This window comes from Enterobacter sp. WI-ESBL-E8, from assembly GCF_053364895.1.
The window spans coordinates 1,910,275-1,927,210 of sequence record NZ_JBRWXJ010000001.1 but is presented as its reverse complement, the minus strand read 5'-3'; the positions used below and the strand labels follow the sequence as shown (position 1 = coordinate 1,927,210).

Genomic DNA, 16,936 nt, shown 5'->3' with positions numbered 1-16,936 from the left:
CTCATCCGGTAAATAAAAAGTTATTTGAATGTTAAATAATTGAGTGTTTGCACTGTGAATGTAGATTGCAGCCTTCGTGCCAGCCAGCGATAAAAATGCATAAACGGGTTGGGGCAACAGAATATCAATGAGTTACAACATGGAGTTATTCACTGTTATTGCATAAAAAGTGAATATTTTTACGACAAGCGGCGCTTTGCCGCATGAAAATCAGAAAGAGTATGCACAGGCCAAATATAATTCTGGAATTGTGATCGCTCGCGAAATTTATCGGTCATTTACGCCCTGTTTGGGGGCGAAGCGCGTCAGAATGGTGCAAATATTGCACCACCGGCATTATCTGTCGCAGTTATTGGTCGATCCCCGTAACAGTTGACGCAAATTCTGCTACCATCCTTGCACTATTCACCTTGCACTGGCAGCGACTATGAAATTTGTCTCTTTTAATATCAACGGCCTGCGTGCCCGCCCTCATCAGCTTGAAGCTATCGTTGAGCAACATCAGCCAGATGTGATCGGCCTGCAGGAGACCAAGGTTCACGACGATATGTTCCCCCTCGAAGAGGTGGCGAAACTCGGTTACAACGTCTTTTATCACGGTCAGAAAGGACACTATGGCGTCGCGCTGCTCACCAAAGCGCCGCCGGTTTCCGTGCGTCGCGGCTTCCCCGGCGACGGTGAAGAGGCACAGCGCCGCATCATCATGGCGGAAGTGCCTTCCGCGCTGGGGAATATCACGGTCATTAACGGCTATTTCCCGCAGGGTGAGAGCCGTGACCATGAGACCAAATTCCCGGCCAAGGCGAAGTTTTATCAGGACCTGCAGGACTTCCTGACTACCGAACTCAAAAAAGAGAATCCGGTGCTGATCATGGGCGATATGAATATTAGCCCGACGGATCTGGATATCGGTATTGGCGAAGAGAACCGCAAGCGCTGGTTGCGTACCGGCAAATGCTCTTTCCTGCCGGAAGAGCGCGAGTGGATGGAGCGCCTGCTGGGCTGGGGCCTGGTGGATACCTTCCGCAATGCCAACCCGGAAACGCAGGACCGCTTCTCGTGGTTTGACTACCGCTCAAAAGGCTTTGACGACAACCGCGGCCTGCGTATCGATCTCCTGCTGGCCAGCTCGCCGCTGGCGGAGCGCTGCATTGAAACCGGGATCGACTACGATATCCGCAGCATGGAAAAACCGTCTGACCACGCGCCGGTGTGGGCTAAATTCAAGCTGTAATAACGCGTGAACAGTCGAAAAATCCTTTTCCTGTGCGCCCTTCTGGGCGCATTTATTCTGACGTTTAGCCTGCTTCCCCCGGGCCCCCTCTCTCTGGAAGGGATTAAAACTCACCAGCAGGCGTTACTCTCCCACGTCGACCGCGCGCCATTACAAAGCGCGCTGATCTTTTTTGCGCTCTATGTGCTGGTCTCCGCCCTGTCGATACCCGGCGCGGCGATCCTGACCCTGCTGGGCGGCGTACTGTTTACCCTGTGGGAAGGCACCGTGCTGGTCTCGTTTGCCTCGACGCTCGGGGCCACGCTTGCGATGCTGGCCAGCCGTTATCTGCTGCGGGACTGGGTGCAGCGCCGGTTCGCCCAGCAGATGAAAACGGTGAACGCCGGCATGGCGCATGACGGTGCGGGCTATCTTTTTGCCCTGCGCCTGATGCCGCTGTTTCCGTTTTTCCTGGTGAATTTGCTGATGGGGCTGACCCGCATTACGGTGAGGCGCTACTGGTGGGTCAGCCAGGTCGCCATGCTGCCCGCCACGGTTATCTTTCTGAACGCCGGGCGCGAGCTGGGAAAAGTGTCCTCGCTCCGCGATATTTTATCGCCGGGCATGATATTCGCCTTTACACTACTGGGGTTATTACCGCTGGTCACTCGCCGGCTGTTTTCCCGTAACCCCTCTTCGTTAAAAAAGTGAGGCATTATGCGCCGTGTGCGTTTTTGCGCGTTTCTGACCGGTCTGCTGCTGGCAGCCCCCCTCTGTGCCGCCGACGGCTGGCAGGCTATCCAACAGCAGGCCAAAGGCCAGACCGTCTGGTTTAACGCCTGGGGCGGCGATCCGGCGGTCAACCGCTACCTGGAGTGGGTCAGCGGTGAGATGCAAACCTACTATGCCATTACCCTCAAAATCGTCCCGCTGGCGGACGCTGCCGATGCGGTAAAACGGATCCAGACGGAGGCCGCCGCAGGGCGTAAGACCCACGGCTCAGTCGACCTGCTGTGGGTCAACGGGGAAAACTTCCGCACGTTAAAAGAGGCTAACCTGCTGCAGGCCGGATGGGCACAGACGCTGCCCAACTGGCGCTATGTCGATACCCGTAAACCCGTAACGGAAGATTTTGCTATTCCCACCGACGGGGCGGAATCGCCGTGGGGCGGCGCGCAGCTGACCTTTATCGCCCGCAAAGCCAGCATGCCGACCCCGCCGGCGGATGCTCAGGCGCTGCTGGCTTACGCGCGGCAGCACCCGGGCAAGGTCAGCTATCCTCGCCCACCCGATTTTACCGGCACGGCATTTCTCGAGCAGCTGCTTCTGACGCTCACTAAGCACCCGCAGGCGCTGCAAAAGGCACCCGATAACACCTTTGCCGAAGTGACGGCACCGCTCTGGGATTACCTGGACAAACTCCACCCGCTGCTGTGGCGAGGGGGAAAAGACTTTCCCCCATCACCCGCGCGTATGGATGCCCTGCTTACCAGCGGCAGTCTGAACCTGTCGCTGACCTTTAACCCGGCGCATGCGCAGCAAAAAGTCGCCCGCGGCGAACTGCCCGCCGACAGCTACAGCTTTGGTTTCCACGGCGGAACGATTGGCAACGTCCATTTTGTGGCGATTCCGGTGAATGCCAGCGCGAGCGCAGGCGCAAAGGTGGTCGCCAATTTCCTGCTTTCACCGCAGGCGCAGATCCGCAAAGCCGACCCGGCCGTCTGGGGAGACCCGAGCGTGCTGGATGCCAGCACATTGCCCGAAGATGAAGCAAAACAGCTGATGGCCCACACGCCACAGGGCCTGCCGAAGATGCTTGCAGAGCCGCAGTCCGCCTGGGTAAACGCGCTGGAGCAGGAATGGCTGCGTCGTTACGGCACCCGCTAAGCGGGCTTGTCTGGCTGGCGATGGCGGTTATCTATCTGCCAATCCTGCCCGCCGGCGCCATGCTGCTGCCACCCGCGTTTTCCGTGACAAACTGGCAGCTGCTGATCAACGACCCGCAGTTGCCTCAGGCAATCGTCGCCACGCTGGTATCCACGCTCATCGCCACGCTGGGTGCCTTGCTGATTGCCCTTCTTCTCGTCAGCCTTTTCTGGCCCGGCAAGCGCTGGCGACGCCTCACCACGCGCCTGCCGTGGCTGCTGGCAATCCCCCACGTGGCGTTCGCCACCAGCGCGTTACTGCTGTTTGCCGAGGGAGGTCTGTTTTATCAGATTTGTACCGTCTGTACGGCTCCGTTTGACCGCTACGGCGTAGGGCTGGGCGTAACGCTTGCCGTCAAAGAGAGCGCGTTTGTGCTGTGGGCGATTTACGCCGTGCTGCCGGAAAAAAGGCTCGCACAGCAAAAGATCGTCCTGCAGACCTTCGGTTACGGACGGTTTCAGATACTTAACTGGCTGCTCCTTCCTGCGATCGCCCCTGTCCTCGGGGCGGTGATGCTGGCGGTACTGGCCTGGTCGCTGTCGGTCGTGGATGTAGCAATCGTTCTCGGCCCCGGAAACCCGCCTACCCTGGCCGTGCTGGCCTGGCAGTGGCTGAGCCAGGGCGACGCGCAGCAGCAGGCAAAAGGGACGCTGCTGTGCCTGCTTATCCTTTTGCTGCTCGCCGCGCTGGCCGCCCTGGGGTACGGCCTGTGGAAGGCATGGCGCCGAACGGTTCCGGACCTCAGCGGGACGCGCCGCAGGTCTCAGCGCGTTCTGCCTGAACGTGCACTCAGCGGCTTTCTGCCCGCGTGCGGCGCAGCGTGCGCCGCGGTGCTGTTCATGCTGGCGCAGCGGGACGACGTGGGCCCCGTGGGGACCAGCCTTTCCTTCGGCCTGCTTTCAAGCCTGATCGCCCTGGTCGTCTGCGTTCTCTGGCTGGAGTGGGGGCCGCAGCGCGGCGCGGCGTGGGTGTGGCTGCCGCTCGCCCTTCCGGCACTGCCGCTCGTCACCGGCCAGTACGCGATGGCGTTGCGTCTGGGACTCGACGGGCACTACGCCGCCGTGCTCTGGAGCCATCTCCTGTGGGTGCTACCGTGGATGCTGCTGGTGCTGCAGCCCGCCTGGCGCCGGATCGATCCCCGGCTTATCCTTACCGCCAGAACGCTCGGCTGGCGGCGGGCAAAAATCTTCTGCCTGCTGAAATGCCCGCTGCTGCTGCGCCCTGCGCTGCTGGCCTTTGCCACCGGTTTTTCCGTCAGCATGGCGCAATACATGCCGACGCTGTGGCTGGGCGCGGGGCGTTTCGCCACGCTGACCACCGAGACCGTCGCGCTCAGCAGCGGGGGCAGCATCCCGGTTCTGGCGAACCGGGCGCTGGGGTTACTGCTGGTCACGGGCGCGGTGTTTGGCCTTGCCGCACTGCTATCACGGCTCGCGGGCCGCTACCGACAAGGATTACGTTAATGCTGAAGGTAAACCATCTCACCATCGAACCGCTTTTCCGCGAGGTCAATTTTTGCGTTCCTCGCGGGGAGATTGTCACCCTGATGGGCCCCTCCGGCAGCGGGAAATCAACCCTTTTTGCCTGGATGGTCGGCGCGCTGTCGGACGATTTTCAGGCTCGGGGCGAACTGTGGCTCGACGCGCGCCGCTGCGACAGTCTTCCCGTGGAGTCTCGCGGGCTGGGCATTCTCTTTCAGGACGCGCTGCTCTTTGACCCTTTCAGCGTCGGGCAAAATTTGCTGCTGGCGTTGCCTGAGCGGATCGTCGGTCGCGCGCGTCGGGAAGCGGTCGAGCAGGCGCTGGATTCCGCCGGGCTTGGCGACCGTTACGCCAGCGATCCGGCTACCCTTTCCGGCGGGGAACGCGCCCGGGTCAGCCTGCTGCGTGCCCTGCTCGCTGAGCCGCAGGCGCTGCTGCTGGATGAACCGTTCAGCCGCCTCGATAAAACGTTGCGGGCGTCATTTCGGACATGGGTATTTGACGCCGTCCGCGCGCGCAATATCCCGGTGGTGCTGGTCACGCACGATGAAGACGATATTCCGCCCGGCGGCGAGCTGATTGAGATTTCTCGCTGGCAATAATGTGCTAACGCAATGTTTTCCGTTTCGGGAGAGACGACAATGCCCCCCTCTTTAATTGACGTCAGGTTATTCGATGAAACGTGTTTCTCAACTGACCGCGCTGGCCCTGCTCTGCGGCCTCGCTTCTTTTTCCTCTCAGGCGGCTGATATGCCCAACGCGATGACGCTGTCTCAGCTTCAGACACGGCACGGCACGCCCGTCGACACCCGCGCCAGCGCGTTCTATAACGGCTGGCCGCAAACGCTCAGCGGCCCCTCCGGGCATGAACCTGCCGCACTCAATCTGGCAGCCGCCTGGCTGGACGCGATGAGCGACGAGCAGATTGCGCTCTGGGCCAAACAGCACCAGCTCACACCTGCGACGGCCATCGCGCTGTACGGCGACGAGCGCGATAACCAGGCGGTGAAAGCCCGTCTGGAGAAAGCCGGATTCCATTCTGTTTCGCTTCTGAGCGATGCCCTGCAGACGCCCGACCGCCTTCAGCGCCTGCCTCATTTTGAACAGCTCGTCTACCCGCAGTGGATCCATCGGCTCCAGCAGGGTAAACCCATAACCGCCGCGCCGGCGGGCGACTGGAAAGTGATTGAGGCCGCCTGGGGCGCACCGAAGTTTTACCTGCTGAGTCATATACCCGGCGCGGGCTACATCGACACCAACGAGGTGGAAAGCGAGCCGCTGTGGAATAAAGTCGCCGACGATAAGCTGAAAGCGATGCTGGCGAAGCACGGGATCCGCCACGACACCACCGTCGTGCTGTATGGCCGTGACGTTTACGCCGCCGCGCGCGTGGCGCAGATTATGCTGTATGCGGGCGTGAAGGATGTGCGCATTCTCGATGGCGGCTGGAAGGCGTGGTCGGATGCCGGACTGCCGGTTGAGCGCGGTACGCCCGCGAAAGTCACGCCAGCCCCTGATTTTGGCGCGCCGATCCCCGGCCAGCCGCAGCTGATGGTCGATATGGAACAGGCGCGCGGGATGCTGCACCGCCAGGATGCCTCCCTGGTCAGCATTCGCTCGTGGCCGGAGTTCATCGGCGAAACCAGCGGCTACAGCTACATCAAGCCAAAAGGTGAAATTGCCGGTGCCCGCTGGGGCCACGCGGGCAGCGATGCCACCCACATGGAGGACTTCCATAACCCGGATGGCACCATGCGCAGCGCTGACGATATTGCCGCCATGTGGAAGCGCTGGAATATTCTGCCGGAGCAGCACGTCGCGTTTTACTGCGGCACCGGCTGGCGGGCGTCAGAAACCTTTATGTACGCCCGGGCGATGGGCTGGAAGAACGTCGCCGTTTATGACGGCGGCTGGTACGAATGGAGCAGCCACCCGCAGAACCCGGTCTCCACCGGCGAGCGCGGGCCCGAAAGCGCCCTCTAAGCGTGACGTGACTTCAGCGTCACATAGCCGCTCCAGATGCGCGTTGTGGTGGTCAGCCAGCACAGCGCGCCAAATACCCACGCAAACAGCGCAAAGTGCGCCGGAAACAGGCAGCTCAGCACAAACAGCGCGATGGTCTCCGTCCCTTCCGTTAACCCACCGATGTAATAAAACGACTTGTGCGCATAGCCGGGGTTGTCGATGTCGTGCTTCGCGGCCAGCGCCGCAAATGCCAGAAAGCTGCTGCCGGTGCCGATAAACGCAAAAAGCAGCCAGGCGGCAGGCAGCGCATTCTGCGCGGGTGCAGCCAGCGCAAAGCCAAACGGCACCAGAGCGTAGAACAGGAAATCGAGCGCGATATCGAGAAATCCCCCCGCATCCGTCAGCCCTCTCCGACGCGCCAGCGCGCCGTCCAGACCATCCAGCAATCGGTTAAGTACGATGGCGACAAGCGCGGCCGGGTACCAGCCGAGGGCCAGAAACGGCAGCGCCAGCACGCCGACGGCAAACCCGGTCAGGGTTAATCCGTCGGGCGTAATGCCCGGCCTATCCAGCACGGACACCAGACGATTCAGAGCCGGTTTTATCCGCGGGTGCAGGTGGCGATCAAGCATGGGGAGTCTCTTTAAACGTGGCGCACAGGCCCTGAGCGGGAATGTCCAGGGCGGCGTTAAAGCGGGCCGAGAGATTCTGAAACGCAATGAGCGCCGTCATCTCGGTGATGGCATCATCCGTGAAGTAGCGTTTCAGCGCCGTTCTGATTGCCTCATCCGCCCGGGGCGGCGTGGCGGTTACCGCCTCGGCGTAGGCCAGCGCCGCGCGCTCTTGCTCGGTGAATAAGGCCGAATCATGCCAGTTCCCCACGGCCTGAACTTTATCCAGCGCACCGCAGCGCTCAGCCAGCCGCAGGCTGTTGGCATCAATACAAAACGCGCAGTGACAGAGTTGCGACACTCGCGTCATGAGGAGTGAACGCAGCACGGGCGTCAGGCGCGCGCGGCGACGCTCCAGAAACCCGACAAACAGCGCCACCAGCCAGAAAAGACGGGGCATGCGCCCCCACCAGCGCGTGGGGTTAAGCACGGCGCCAAAGTGTTTTTTCTGCATGGCGGCAATCGGTTTTAAACTCGCCGGAAGGGCTGGAATGGGCTCGACCCAGGTGGACGTCTCTTTCACCGGATTCTCCTGATGGCTGGACTCTGACAAAGGGCACGATAATATGGTGTTTTACGTTATCAAGTATTGACGCCCATGCTAAAAACAATCGATGTCGTTGCGGCCATCATCGAAAAAGACGACAAAATTTTACTGGCGCAGCGCCCTGCCCACGCTGACCAACCCGGAATGTGGGAATTTGCAGGCGGAAAAGTAGAAGCCGGAGAGACGCAGCCCGAGGCGCTTGTTCGCGAACTGTGGGAAGAACTCGGCATTAGGGCGCAGCCGGGGCAGTACGTGGCAAGCCACCAGCGGGAAGTCTCGCAGCGGATAATCAACCTGCATGCCTGGCACGTGCCCGCTTTTAGCGGCGAGCTCACGGCGCACTACCACAGCGCGCTGGTGTGGTGTACGCCTGACGACGCGCTCGGCTACGCCTTAGCCCCCGCGGATATTCCTCTGCTCGAAGCCTTTATGGTTTTACGCGACGCCAGACCAGCGGGTTCGTGCTGATGGCGCGCTCGTCGCGCTGGCACTGCAGCAGAATGCCGTCCGCTTTCACAACGGCCCCTTCCGAGTAGTTCTGATTCTGATAGATGCAGCACTGATTGCAGGGCTGCACCGTTTGGTTCTGGCCGCTGGAGCTAAAAACCTCCGGCGGCACGTTCACTTCCACATCCGGGCGAATGCGGTCAGCCTGCGCGCCTGCGGTAAAGATCAAGCATAGCGCGGTGAGTACATAACGGTTCATAGACACATCTTCCTGTTGTTCCTTGATAATGACTATAACGGTAAACCCGAGCGGAACCTTTAATTTATCTTTTCATCGCTTTTAGTTATGACCAGGCCCGGGTCATTAATTTCCCTTTCGGCATGAATTTCTGCTTGCTTCACAAAGCGGTGCGGGTGATATAGTCAAAAAAACAACACAAATCGCATAAGCAATATACATAAATGACTATAAGGGGTTCTTATATCTATGGATCAGACACGCTCTCTGGAAAGTTTCCTTGCCCATGTTCAGCAGCGCGACCCGCACCAAAGCGAGTTCGCCCAGGCCGTTCGTGAAGTGATGACCACCCTGTGGCCCTTCCTTGAAGAAAATCCGCGCTATCGTCAGATGTCGCTGCTTGAACGCCTGGTAGAGCCAGAGCGCGTGATCCAGTTCCGCGTGACCTGGGTGGACGATCGGAATCAGGTTCAGGTAAACCGCGCGTGGCGCGTGCAGTTTAACTCCGCCATCGGCCCGTTTAAGGGAGGGATGCGCTTCCACCCTTCCGTGAACCTGTCGATTTTAAAATTCCTCGGCTTCGAGCAGACGTTTAAAAACGCGCTGACCACGCTGCCGATGGGCGGCGGTAAAGGCGGAAGTGATTTCGATCCCAAAGGCAAAAGCGAAGGCGAAGTCATGCGTTTCTGCCAGGCGCTGATGACCGAACTCTATCGCCACCTGGGCCCGGATACCGACGTACCGGCGGGTGATATCGGCGTGGGTGCCCGCGAAGTGGGCTTTATGGCCGGGATGATGAAAAAGCTCTCCAACAACAGCGCCTGCGTCTTCACCGGCAAAGGGTTGTCCTTTGGCGGCAGCCTGATCCGCCCGGAAGCCACGGGCTACGGCCTGGTCTATTTCACCGAGGCCATGCTCAAGCGTCACGGCTTAGGCTTCGAAGGCATGCGCGTGGCGGTGTCCGGCTCCGGTAACGTGGCGCAGTACGCTATCGAAAAAGCGATGCAGTTTGGCGCTCGCGTGGTGACCGCTTCAGACTCCAGAGGCACGGTGGTGGATGAAGCCGGATTTACGGCGGAGAAGCTGGCGCGCCTGTGCGACATTAAAGCCAGCCGCGATGGCCGTCTTTCAGACTATGCCGCGGAGTTGGGTCTGACGTATCTGGAAGGCAAACAGCCGTGGAGCGTGCCGGTGGATATTGCCCTGCCGTGCGCCACGCAGAATGAACTGGACGTGGAGGCCGCGCGTACCCTGATTACCAACGGCGTGAAGGCGGTGGCCGAAGGAGCAAATATGCCGACCACCATCGAAGCGACCAATCTGTTCCTGGACGCGGGCGTGCTGTTTGCGCCGGGCAAGGCCGCCAACGCGGGCGGCGTGGCGACCTCCGGCCTGGAGATGGCGCAAAACGCCGCGCGTCTCGGCTGGAAGGCGGAGAAAGTGGATGCACGCCTGCACCATATCATGCTGGATATTCACCATGCGTGCGTGGAGTACGGCGGTGAAGCGTCGCAAACCAACTACGTGCGCGGCGCAAATATCGCCGGGTTCGTGAAGGTGGCGGATGCGATGATTGGGCAGGGTGTGATTTAAGTTTTCGCTGCGTTCTCGCCCTGTAGGCCCGGTAAGGCGTAGCCGCCACCGGGCTTTTTTCAGGCCGCAGAGCTGTCTTTCGCCGGGTGGCGGCTACGCCTTACCCGGCCTACGGTTAAGAGGCTGCCGCGCTCTTTTTCTTTTTAAACGGTTTCTTCGCACCGCCCGGTGCCACCATTCCTCTGAACCGCTTCACCGGCGTGCTGCGCGCCTGGTCGATCAGCTGGTAAAGCGTCCCCACCAGTGGCTGCATAAAGTCCTGGTAGCGGCACTGCTTTTCGCTGATCTGCGTCAGCACCGATTCCCAGTGCGCCGTCATGTCCGGCCTGGCGGCCAGCTCCGGCAGCGAATGAATCAGCGCGCGTCCCGGCTCTGTCGAATGGATATAGCGTCCTTTTTTCTCGAGAAAACCGCGCTTAAAGAGTAGCTCGATGATCCCCGCGCGGGTTGCTTCCGTGCCGAGGCCGTCGGTGGCGCGCAGGATCTTCTTCAGATCTTTATCCTGCACGAACCGGGCGATCCCGGTCATGGCCGATAGCAGCGTCGCATCGGTGAAATGGCGCGGCGGCTGGGTCTGACGCTCCACCACTTCCCCTTTCTCGCACAGCAGTTCATCGTCTTTGGCGACGACCGGCAGCGGCGTACCGTCGTTCTCCTCGTCACGCTCTTTGTTGCCCAGCAGCGTGCGCCAGCCTGCTTCCGCGAGGAAGCGCGCTTTGGCGATAAACTTCCCTTTCGCGATTTCCAGCTCGATCACGCACTTGCGGAACACGGCGTCCGGGCAGAACTGCATCAGGTACTGACGGGCAACCAGATTATAGACTTTCGCTTCGTTCTCGGTCAGGTTGACGCTGCTGGCGCGGGCCGTCGGGATAATCGCGTGGTGGGCATCCACCTTTTTGTCATCCCAACAGCGGTTATGGGTGTCCGGATTGACGGCTGGCTGCGGGAGCAGATCCGGCGCGTGGATGCCGATGGCGTTCATCACCGAATGACGACCGGCAAAGTGCTCTTCCGGCAGATAGCGGCTGTCGGAACGCGGGTAGGTGATGAGCTTATGGGTTTCGTAGAGCTTCTGGCAGATATCCAGTACGTTCTGCGCGCTCAAGCCAAACCTTTTTGCCGCCTCAATCTGAAGTGCAGACAGCGAGAACGGCAGCGGCGCGGGTTCTGATTCCCGTTTATCGTTATAGCTGGTCACGATAGCGGGCTGGCCGGTAATGCGGTTAACCACGTGCTCCGCCAGCGGACGGTGCAGCAGGCGCCCCTCTTCGTCCTGATACGATTCGCAGGCGTCGCTCGGCTGCCAGACCGCGGTAAAGCGCTCGTCTTTCGGGGTGACGATATGCGCTTTCACTTCAAAGAAATCTTTGGCGACGAAGTTCTCAATCTCTTCGTCGCGACGCACGACTAGCCCCAGCACCGGTGTCTGCACGCGCCCCACTGAAAGTACGCCCTGATAGCCCGCATTACGCCCGAGAATGGTGTAGGCGCGGGTCATGTTGATACCGTACAGCCAGTCGGCGCGCGCACGCGCTAAAGCCGAGACGCACAGCGGGATAAACTCGCTGTTGGCGCGCAGGCGCGAGATCGCACGTTCAACGGCCTGCGGGTTGAGGTCGTTGATCAGGCAGCGCTGAACCTGCTGGCGCTTTTCCGGCGCCAGCTCGAGATAGTCCAGCACTTCATCCACCAGCAGCTGTCCTTCCCTGTCCGGGTCACCCGCGTGAACGATTTCAGCGGCTTCATGCAGGAAGCGCTTGATCACGTTCAGCTGTTTGGTAACCGAAGGTCGGGGCTGCAGGCGCCATTTTTCAGGCACGATGGGCAGATCGTTCAAATTCCAGCGGGCATAGCGGCTGTCATAGACATCCGGCTGCGCCTGCTCAAGCAGGTGACCAATACACCAGGTGACCACCTGCCCGTTACCGCACTCGATAAAGCCGTCGCCCTTGCGATGCGGTTTCGGCAGCACGTCGGCGATGGCGCGGGCCAGGCTCGGCTTTTCGGCAATAAACAACCGCATCGAATTAACGGATCTCAATCATCGGTCGGCCACCGCGGGCGGTGACCAGCTCGCCGATCGCCGTCAGGGTAATGCCAAACTCGGCAGCCGTTGCCTGAACCTCGGCTTCGGACTCCGGCGTGACCGCCAGCAGCAGGCCGCCGGAGGTTTGCGGATCGCACAGCAGGTTGCGCCATTCTTCCGGCATTTCGCCCATCAGGTGACCGTAGCTGGCGAAGTTGCGCTGGGTACCGCCCGGGACCGCGCCCTGATCAATGTACTCTTCCACGCCCGGCAGCTTCGGCACGTCCTGATACCAGATTTGCGCCTGCACGCCTGCGCCCTGACACACTTCGGAGAGATGCCCCAGCAGGCCAAAACCGGTCACGTCGGTCATCGCCTTCACGCCGTCGATATTGGCGAAAGCGGCACCCGCGAGGTTCATCTGGCACATAACCTCTGTCGCCAGACCTTTGTGTTCCGGTTTCAGCAGGGATTTTTTCTCAGCGGTGGTCAGCACGCCAATGCCCAGCGGCTTGGTAAGGAACAGCTTGCAGCCCGCCTGCGCGGTACTGTTGCGCTTCACGCGTTCGGTCGGCACCACGCCGGTGACGGCCAGGCCGAAGATAGGTTCCGGCGCATCGATAGAGTGACCGCCGGCCAGCGCAATCCCCGCCTGCTGGCAGGCGAAACGCCCGCCATCAATCACCTCGCGGGCCACTTCCGGCGGGATGGTGTTGATCGGCCAGCCCAGAATAGCGATGGCCATAATCGGTTTGCCGCCCATGGCGAAGATATCGCTGATGGCGTTGGTGGCCGCAATGCGCCCGAAGTCGAACGGGTTGTCGACAATCGGCATAAAGAAGTCGGTGGTGCTGATAATGCTGGTGCCGTTACCTAAGTCATAAACTGCAGCATCGTCGCGCGTTTCGTTGCCGACAAGCAGGTTCGGGTCGACAAACTTCGCCTGTTCACTGTGCAGGATGGTCTCCAGCACCTTCGGGGAAATTTTACAACCGCAACCGGCTCCGTGGCTGTATTGCGTTAAACGAATGGTTTGCTCGCTCATGGACGTCTCCTGTCATCTCAATCGCGCTATGGTAGCGCTCATTCCATAAAGAGGTAAGTATGACTGTCTGAATTCTGCGGCAGTTGCTCAGAATCCAGACAGTTTAGCGCGGGTTATCAGAAACGGCTGACGAAAGGCGTGGTGTCCGGCACGCTGATGGTGCTGGAGGCTTTAAGCTGCGGGGTACCGAGATAGAGGAAACCGACAATTTTGTCATGCTCGCCGCAGCCAAAACCGTCACGGACTACCGGGCTTTCGGTCAGCGGACCGGTGCGCCAGATACCGTTAAAGCCTTGTGCAACGGCGGCCATTTGCATCGCCATCACGGCACAGCCTGCGGACATTTCCTGCTCCCAGACCGGCACCTTATGGTCAGCCTGGCATTTTGCCACGACGGTGACGATCATCGGGGCGCGGAACGGGGCATTGCGCGCCTTGTCGATCCCCTTCTCATCTTGCCCTGCGGCAACCGCGCCCTGCTCCAGCAACTGACTGAAACGATCGCGCCCTTCGCCTTCAATCACAAAGAAGTGCCACGGCTGCAGTGTGCCGTGATCGGGGGCACGCATACCGGCACGCAGAATGTTCTCCATCTGCTCGCCTGCCGGGGCAGGTTCGGCCAGACGGGAAGCGCTACGGCGGTTAACAAGCAGTTCAAGTGCGTCCATTGGTTAACTCCTTTCTTGAGATTTACTCACAAAATTAACACGACGGCAGATTTTGTTACAGCCTGGCAGGCGATTCCTGCTGACAAGTGGCGGTTGGGTCATTACGATAACCCAACATTACCGTCCTGTGGCGACGGAAACAGTCATTTTCTGGTTAGGGAGAATACATGCGAACCCTTTGGCGAATCATTGCCGGTTTCTTTAAATGGACGTGGAGACTGCTCAACTTCGTCCGCAATCTGGTGATGAATATCTTCTTCATCTTCCTGGTTCTGGTTTGCGCGGGCATCTGGATGCACATCAGCAGTGCAAATCAGGCGCAGCATTCAACGCGCGGCGCGCTATTACTCGATATCACCGGCGTGATTGTTGATAAGCCGTCCACCAGCAGTCGCCTGAGCGTGATTGGTCGCCAGCTGTTTGGCGCAACCTCAGACCGCCTGCAGGAAAACTCCCTGTTCGATATCGTCGATACCATCCGCCAGGCCAAAGACGACCGGAACATCACCGGGATCGTGCTGGATCTGAAAGATTTTGCCGGAGGCGATCAGCCTTCAATGCAGTACATCGGTAAAGCGCTGCGCGAATTCCGCGACAGCGGCAAGCCGGTGATTGCCGTGGGCGACAGCTACAGCCAGGGGCAATATTACCTGGCGAGCTTTGCCAATAAAATCTGGCTCTCCCCGCAGGGCACGGTCGATCTGCACGGCTTTGCCACCAACGGTCTGTACTACAAGTCTCTGCTCGACAAGCTGAAGGTCACCACCCACGTCTTCCGCGTCGGGACCTATAAGTCTGCGGTTGAGCCGTTTATCCGCGATGACATGTCCCCTGCCGCCCGTGAAGCGGACAGCCGCTGGATTGGCGAACTGTGGCAGAACTATCTGGGCACCGTTGCCGCTAACCGCCAGATTACGACCGAACAGGTGTTCCCTGGCGCACAGGGCGTGCTGGACGGTCTGCGCAAGGTTGACGGTGATACCGCGAAATATGCGCTCGATAACAAACTGGTTGATGCCCTGGGCACCAGCGCCGAGATTGAAAAATCCCTGAGCAAACAGTTTGGCTGGAGCAAAGAGGACAAAAATTACAGCGCCATCAGCATGTATGATTACTCGACGAAAAAACCGAATGAGAATGGTGACAGCGTTGCGGTCGTCTTTGCCAACGGTGCCATCATGGACGGTCAGGAGACCCCGGGTAACGTGGGCGGCGATACTACCGCGTCACAAATCCGCGATGCTCGCCTCGATCCGAAAGTGAAAGCGATTGTCCTGCGGGTAAACAGCCCTGGCGGCAGCGTCAGCGCCTCTGAGGTGATCCGCGCTGAACTGGCTGCGGCGCGTGCCGCCGGCAAGCCGGTAGTCGTATCCATGGGCGGAATGGCCGCCTCCGGGGGTTACTGGATCTCAACGCCAGCCAACTACATCGTGGCCAACCCAAGCACGCTGACCGGCTCGATTGGCATCTTCGGGGTGATCAACACCGTAGAAAACAGCCTGGATTCTCTGGGCGTGCATACCGATGGCGTTGCGACCTCCCCGCTGGCGGATGTGTCGGTGACAAAATCCCTGCCGCCGGAAGTCTCTGAGATGATGCAGCTCAGCATTGAGAATGGCTATAAACGCTTTATCACCCTCGTGGCGGATTCGCGTAAAAAGACGCCTGAGCAGATCGACCAGATTGCACAGGGCCACGTCTGGACCGGCCAGGATGCGAAGAGCAACGGTCTGGTTGACAGCCTGGGCGACTTCGATGACGCGGTGAAGAAAGCCGCCGAGCTGGCGAAGCTCAAGCAGTGGCATATCGAGTATTACCAGGACGAGCCGTCGTTCTTCGATATGGTCATGGACAGCATGTCCGGCTCGGTACGCGCCATGCTGCCGGAGGCAATTCAGGCTTACCTGCCTGCGCCGGTTGCCACAGCGGCGAAAGCGATGAAGGCGGAAAGCGATAAGCTCGCGGCCTTTAACGATCCACAGAGTCGTTACGCATTTTGCCTGACCTGCGCGAACGTCCGTTAAAAACCGTCCCCTCTTCCCGCGAAGAGGGGATTTTTTTCTTTTGAAGAACAAGAACTCACTACCATGCAGAAGAAATCGATTTATGTAGCCTACACTGGCGGTACCATCGGTATGCAGCGCTCTGAAAACGGCTATATCCCTGTCTCCGGCCATCTTCAGCGTCAGCTGGCGCTGATGCCAGAATTCCACCGTCCGGAAATGCCTGACTTTACTATCCACGAGTACGAGCCGCTGATGGACTCCTCCGATATGACGCCGGAAGACTGGCAGCACATCGCGGATGACATTAAAGCCCATTACGACCAGTACGACGGCTTCGTGATCCTGCACGGCACAGACACCATGGCCTTTACCGCCTCGGCGCTCTCCTTCATGCTGGAGAACCTGAGCAAGCCGGTTATCGTGACGGGCTCGCAAATTCCGCTGGCGGAGCTGCGCTCGGACGGGCAGATCAACCTGCTTAACTCCCTGTACGTTGCGGCGAATTACCCGATTAACGAAGTGTCGCTGTTCTTTAACAACCGCCTCTATCGCGGGAACCGCACCACCAAAGCCCATGCCGACGGTTTTGACGCCTTCGCCTCACCAAACCTACAGCCTCTGCTGGAGGCGGGCATTCATATCCGTCGTCTGGGAACGCCGCCTGCGCCAAACACCGCCGGCGAGCTGATCGTGCATCCGATCACGCCGCAACCGATTGGCGTGGTGACCATCTACCCGGGTATCTCGGCGGACGTGGTGCGTAACTTCCTGCGCCAGCCGGTGAAAGCGCTGATTTTGCGCTCCTATGGCGTGGGCAATGCGCCGCAGAACGGCGAATTCCTGAAAGAGCTTCAGGAAGCCAGCGAGCGCGGAATTGTGGTGGTGAATCTGACGCAGTGTATGTCCGGTAAAGTCAACATGGGCGGCTATGCCACCGGCAACGCGCTGGCGCATGCGGGGGTGATCAGCGGCTTCGATATGACCGTTGAGGCAACGCTGACTAAACTTCACTATTTACTGAGTCAGGATCTGGATATTCAGTCCATTCGCAGCGCGATGATGCAAAACCTGCGCGGCGAACTGACGCCTGACGAATAAGGAGGTCTC

General features: G+C 59.7%; 16 protein-coding genes. 10 read left to right on the top strand and 6 right to left on the bottom strand.

Annotated features, from left to right (window positions below; genetic code table 11):
• The first annotated feature begins 427 nt into the window (after positions 1-427).
• The 6 genes from xthA (at position 428) to ACWHWP_RS09140 (ending at position 6,603) form a co-directional block, all read left to right on the top strand.
• Positions 428-1,234 carry an exodeoxyribonuclease III gene (xthA, locus tag ACWHWP_RS09165; RefSeq protein ID WP_032645347.1) on the top strand — a complete coding sequence of 269 codons (807 nt, stop codon included), beginning with the start codon at positions 428-430 and terminating at the stop codon, positions 1,232-1,234.
• Between the two features lie 6 nt (positions 1,235-1,240).
• A complete protein-coding gene (locus ACWHWP_RS09160) occupies positions 1,241-1,924 on the top strand; it encodes a TVP38/TMEM64 family protein (RefSeq protein WP_447855437.1) in 684 nt (227 codons plus the stop codon).
• 15 nt (positions 1,925-1,939) lie between these two features.
• Positions 1,940-3,100: an ABC transporter substrate-binding protein gene (locus ACWHWP_RS09155; RefSeq protein WP_447856653.1), complete on the top strand. Its 1,161-nt coding sequence runs from the start codon at positions 1,940-1,942 to the stop codon at positions 3,098-3,100.
• Positions 3,073-4,602, top strand: coding sequence for a thiamine ABC transporter permease (locus ACWHWP_RS09150; protein WP_447855436.1), 1,530 nt, complete (start codon positions 3,073-3,075; stop codon positions 4,600-4,602). The genes ACWHWP_RS09155 and ACWHWP_RS09150 overlap by 28 nt, the downstream gene beginning before the upstream one ends.
• Positions 4,602-5,222 (top strand): ATP-binding cassette domain-containing protein, encoded by a 621-nt coding sequence (locus ACWHWP_RS09145; RefSeq protein WP_063955957.1) that lies wholly within the window; start codon positions 4,602-4,604, stop codon positions 5,220-5,222. The genes ACWHWP_RS09150 and ACWHWP_RS09145 overlap by 1 nt, the downstream gene beginning before the upstream one ends.
• 73 nt (positions 5,223-5,295) lie before the next feature.
• The gene (locus tag ACWHWP_RS09140; protein ID WP_063432182.1) at positions 5,296-6,603 is read left to right on the top strand and encodes a sulfurtransferase; all 1,308 of its coding nucleotides are present in this window, start codon (positions 5,296-5,298) and stop codon (positions 6,601-6,603) included.
• Here ACWHWP_RS09140 and ACWHWP_RS09135 read toward each other — a convergent pair.
• Both ACWHWP_RS09135 and ACWHWP_RS09130 read right to left on the bottom strand, forming a co-directional pair.
• On the bottom strand, positions 6,600-7,217 hold the full coding sequence (locus ACWHWP_RS09135) for a CDP-alcohol phosphatidyltransferase family protein (protein WP_063432181.1): 618 nt from the start codon (positions 7,215-7,217) through the stop codon (positions 6,600-6,602). The two genes, ACWHWP_RS09140 and ACWHWP_RS09135, sit on opposite strands and share 4 nt — an antisense overlap.
• Positions 7,210-7,779 carry a carboxymuconolactone decarboxylase family protein gene (locus ACWHWP_RS09130; protein ID WP_059310983.1) on the bottom strand — a complete coding sequence of 190 codons (570 nt, stop codon included), beginning with the start codon at positions 7,777-7,779 and terminating at the stop codon, positions 7,210-7,212. Before ACWHWP_RS09130 ends, ACWHWP_RS09135 begins: the two co-directional genes overlap by 8 nt.
• A gap of 75 nt (positions 7,780-7,854) precedes the next feature.
• Here ACWHWP_RS09130 and ACWHWP_RS09125 point away from each other — a divergent pair, with 75 nt between their 5' ends.
• A complete protein-coding gene (locus ACWHWP_RS09125; protein WP_059310984.1) occupies positions 7,855-8,271 on the top strand; it encodes a pyrimidine (deoxy)nucleoside triphosphate diphosphatase in 417 nt (138 codons plus the stop codon).
• Here ACWHWP_RS09125 and ACWHWP_RS09120 read toward each other — a convergent pair.
• Positions 8,231-8,509, bottom strand: a complete 279-nt coding sequence (locus ACWHWP_RS09120; protein ID WP_059310985.1) for a DUF1496 domain-containing protein — start codon at positions 8,507-8,509, stop codon at positions 8,231-8,233. The genes ACWHWP_RS09125 and ACWHWP_RS09120 overlap by 41 nt on opposite strands.
• A 228-nt stretch (positions 8,510-8,737) precedes the next feature.
• On the opposite strand from ACWHWP_RS09120, the gene gdhA reads away from it, so the two are divergent.
• A complete protein-coding gene (gene gdhA, locus ACWHWP_RS09115) occupies positions 8,738-10,081 on the top strand; it encodes an NADP-specific glutamate dehydrogenase (protein WP_447855434.1) in 1,344 nt (447 codons plus the stop codon).
• Between the two features lie 115 nt (positions 10,082-10,196).
• On the opposite strand, the gene ACWHWP_RS09110 is transcribed toward gdhA, so the two are convergent.
• From ACWHWP_RS09110 to ACWHWP_RS09100, 3 genes are all read right to left on the bottom strand, one after another.
• Positions 10,197-12,107 (bottom strand): DNA topoisomerase III, encoded by a 1,911-nt coding sequence (locus ACWHWP_RS09110; RefSeq protein ID WP_447855433.1) that lies wholly within the window; start codon positions 12,105-12,107, stop codon positions 10,197-10,199.
• 4 nt (positions 12,108-12,111) lie between these two features.
• Positions 12,112-13,155 carry a selenide, water dikinase SelD gene (gene selD, locus ACWHWP_RS09105; protein WP_063432175.1) on the bottom strand — a complete coding sequence of 348 codons (1,044 nt, stop codon included), beginning with the start codon at positions 13,153-13,155 and terminating at the stop codon, positions 12,112-12,114.
• 116 nt (positions 13,156-13,271) lie between these two features.
• Entirely contained in the window at positions 13,272-13,823 is a 552-nt protein-coding gene (locus tag ACWHWP_RS09100) for an NAD(P)H nitroreductase (protein WP_063432173.1), read from the bottom strand.
• A 167-nt stretch (positions 13,824-13,990) separates the two neighbouring features.
• On the opposite strand from ACWHWP_RS09100, the gene sppA reads away from it, so the two are divergent.
• Positions 13,991-15,847, top strand: coding sequence for a signal peptide peptidase SppA (gene sppA, locus ACWHWP_RS09095; RefSeq protein WP_059310989.1), 1,857 nt, complete (start codon positions 13,991-13,993; stop codon positions 15,845-15,847).
• Between the two features lie 63 nt (positions 15,848-15,910).
• A complete protein-coding gene (gene ansA / locus ACWHWP_RS09090) occupies positions 15,911-16,927 on the top strand; it encodes an asparaginase (RefSeq protein WP_008500705.1) in 1,017 nt (338 codons plus the stop codon).
• The last annotated feature ends 9 nt before the right edge of the window (positions 16,928-16,936 follow it).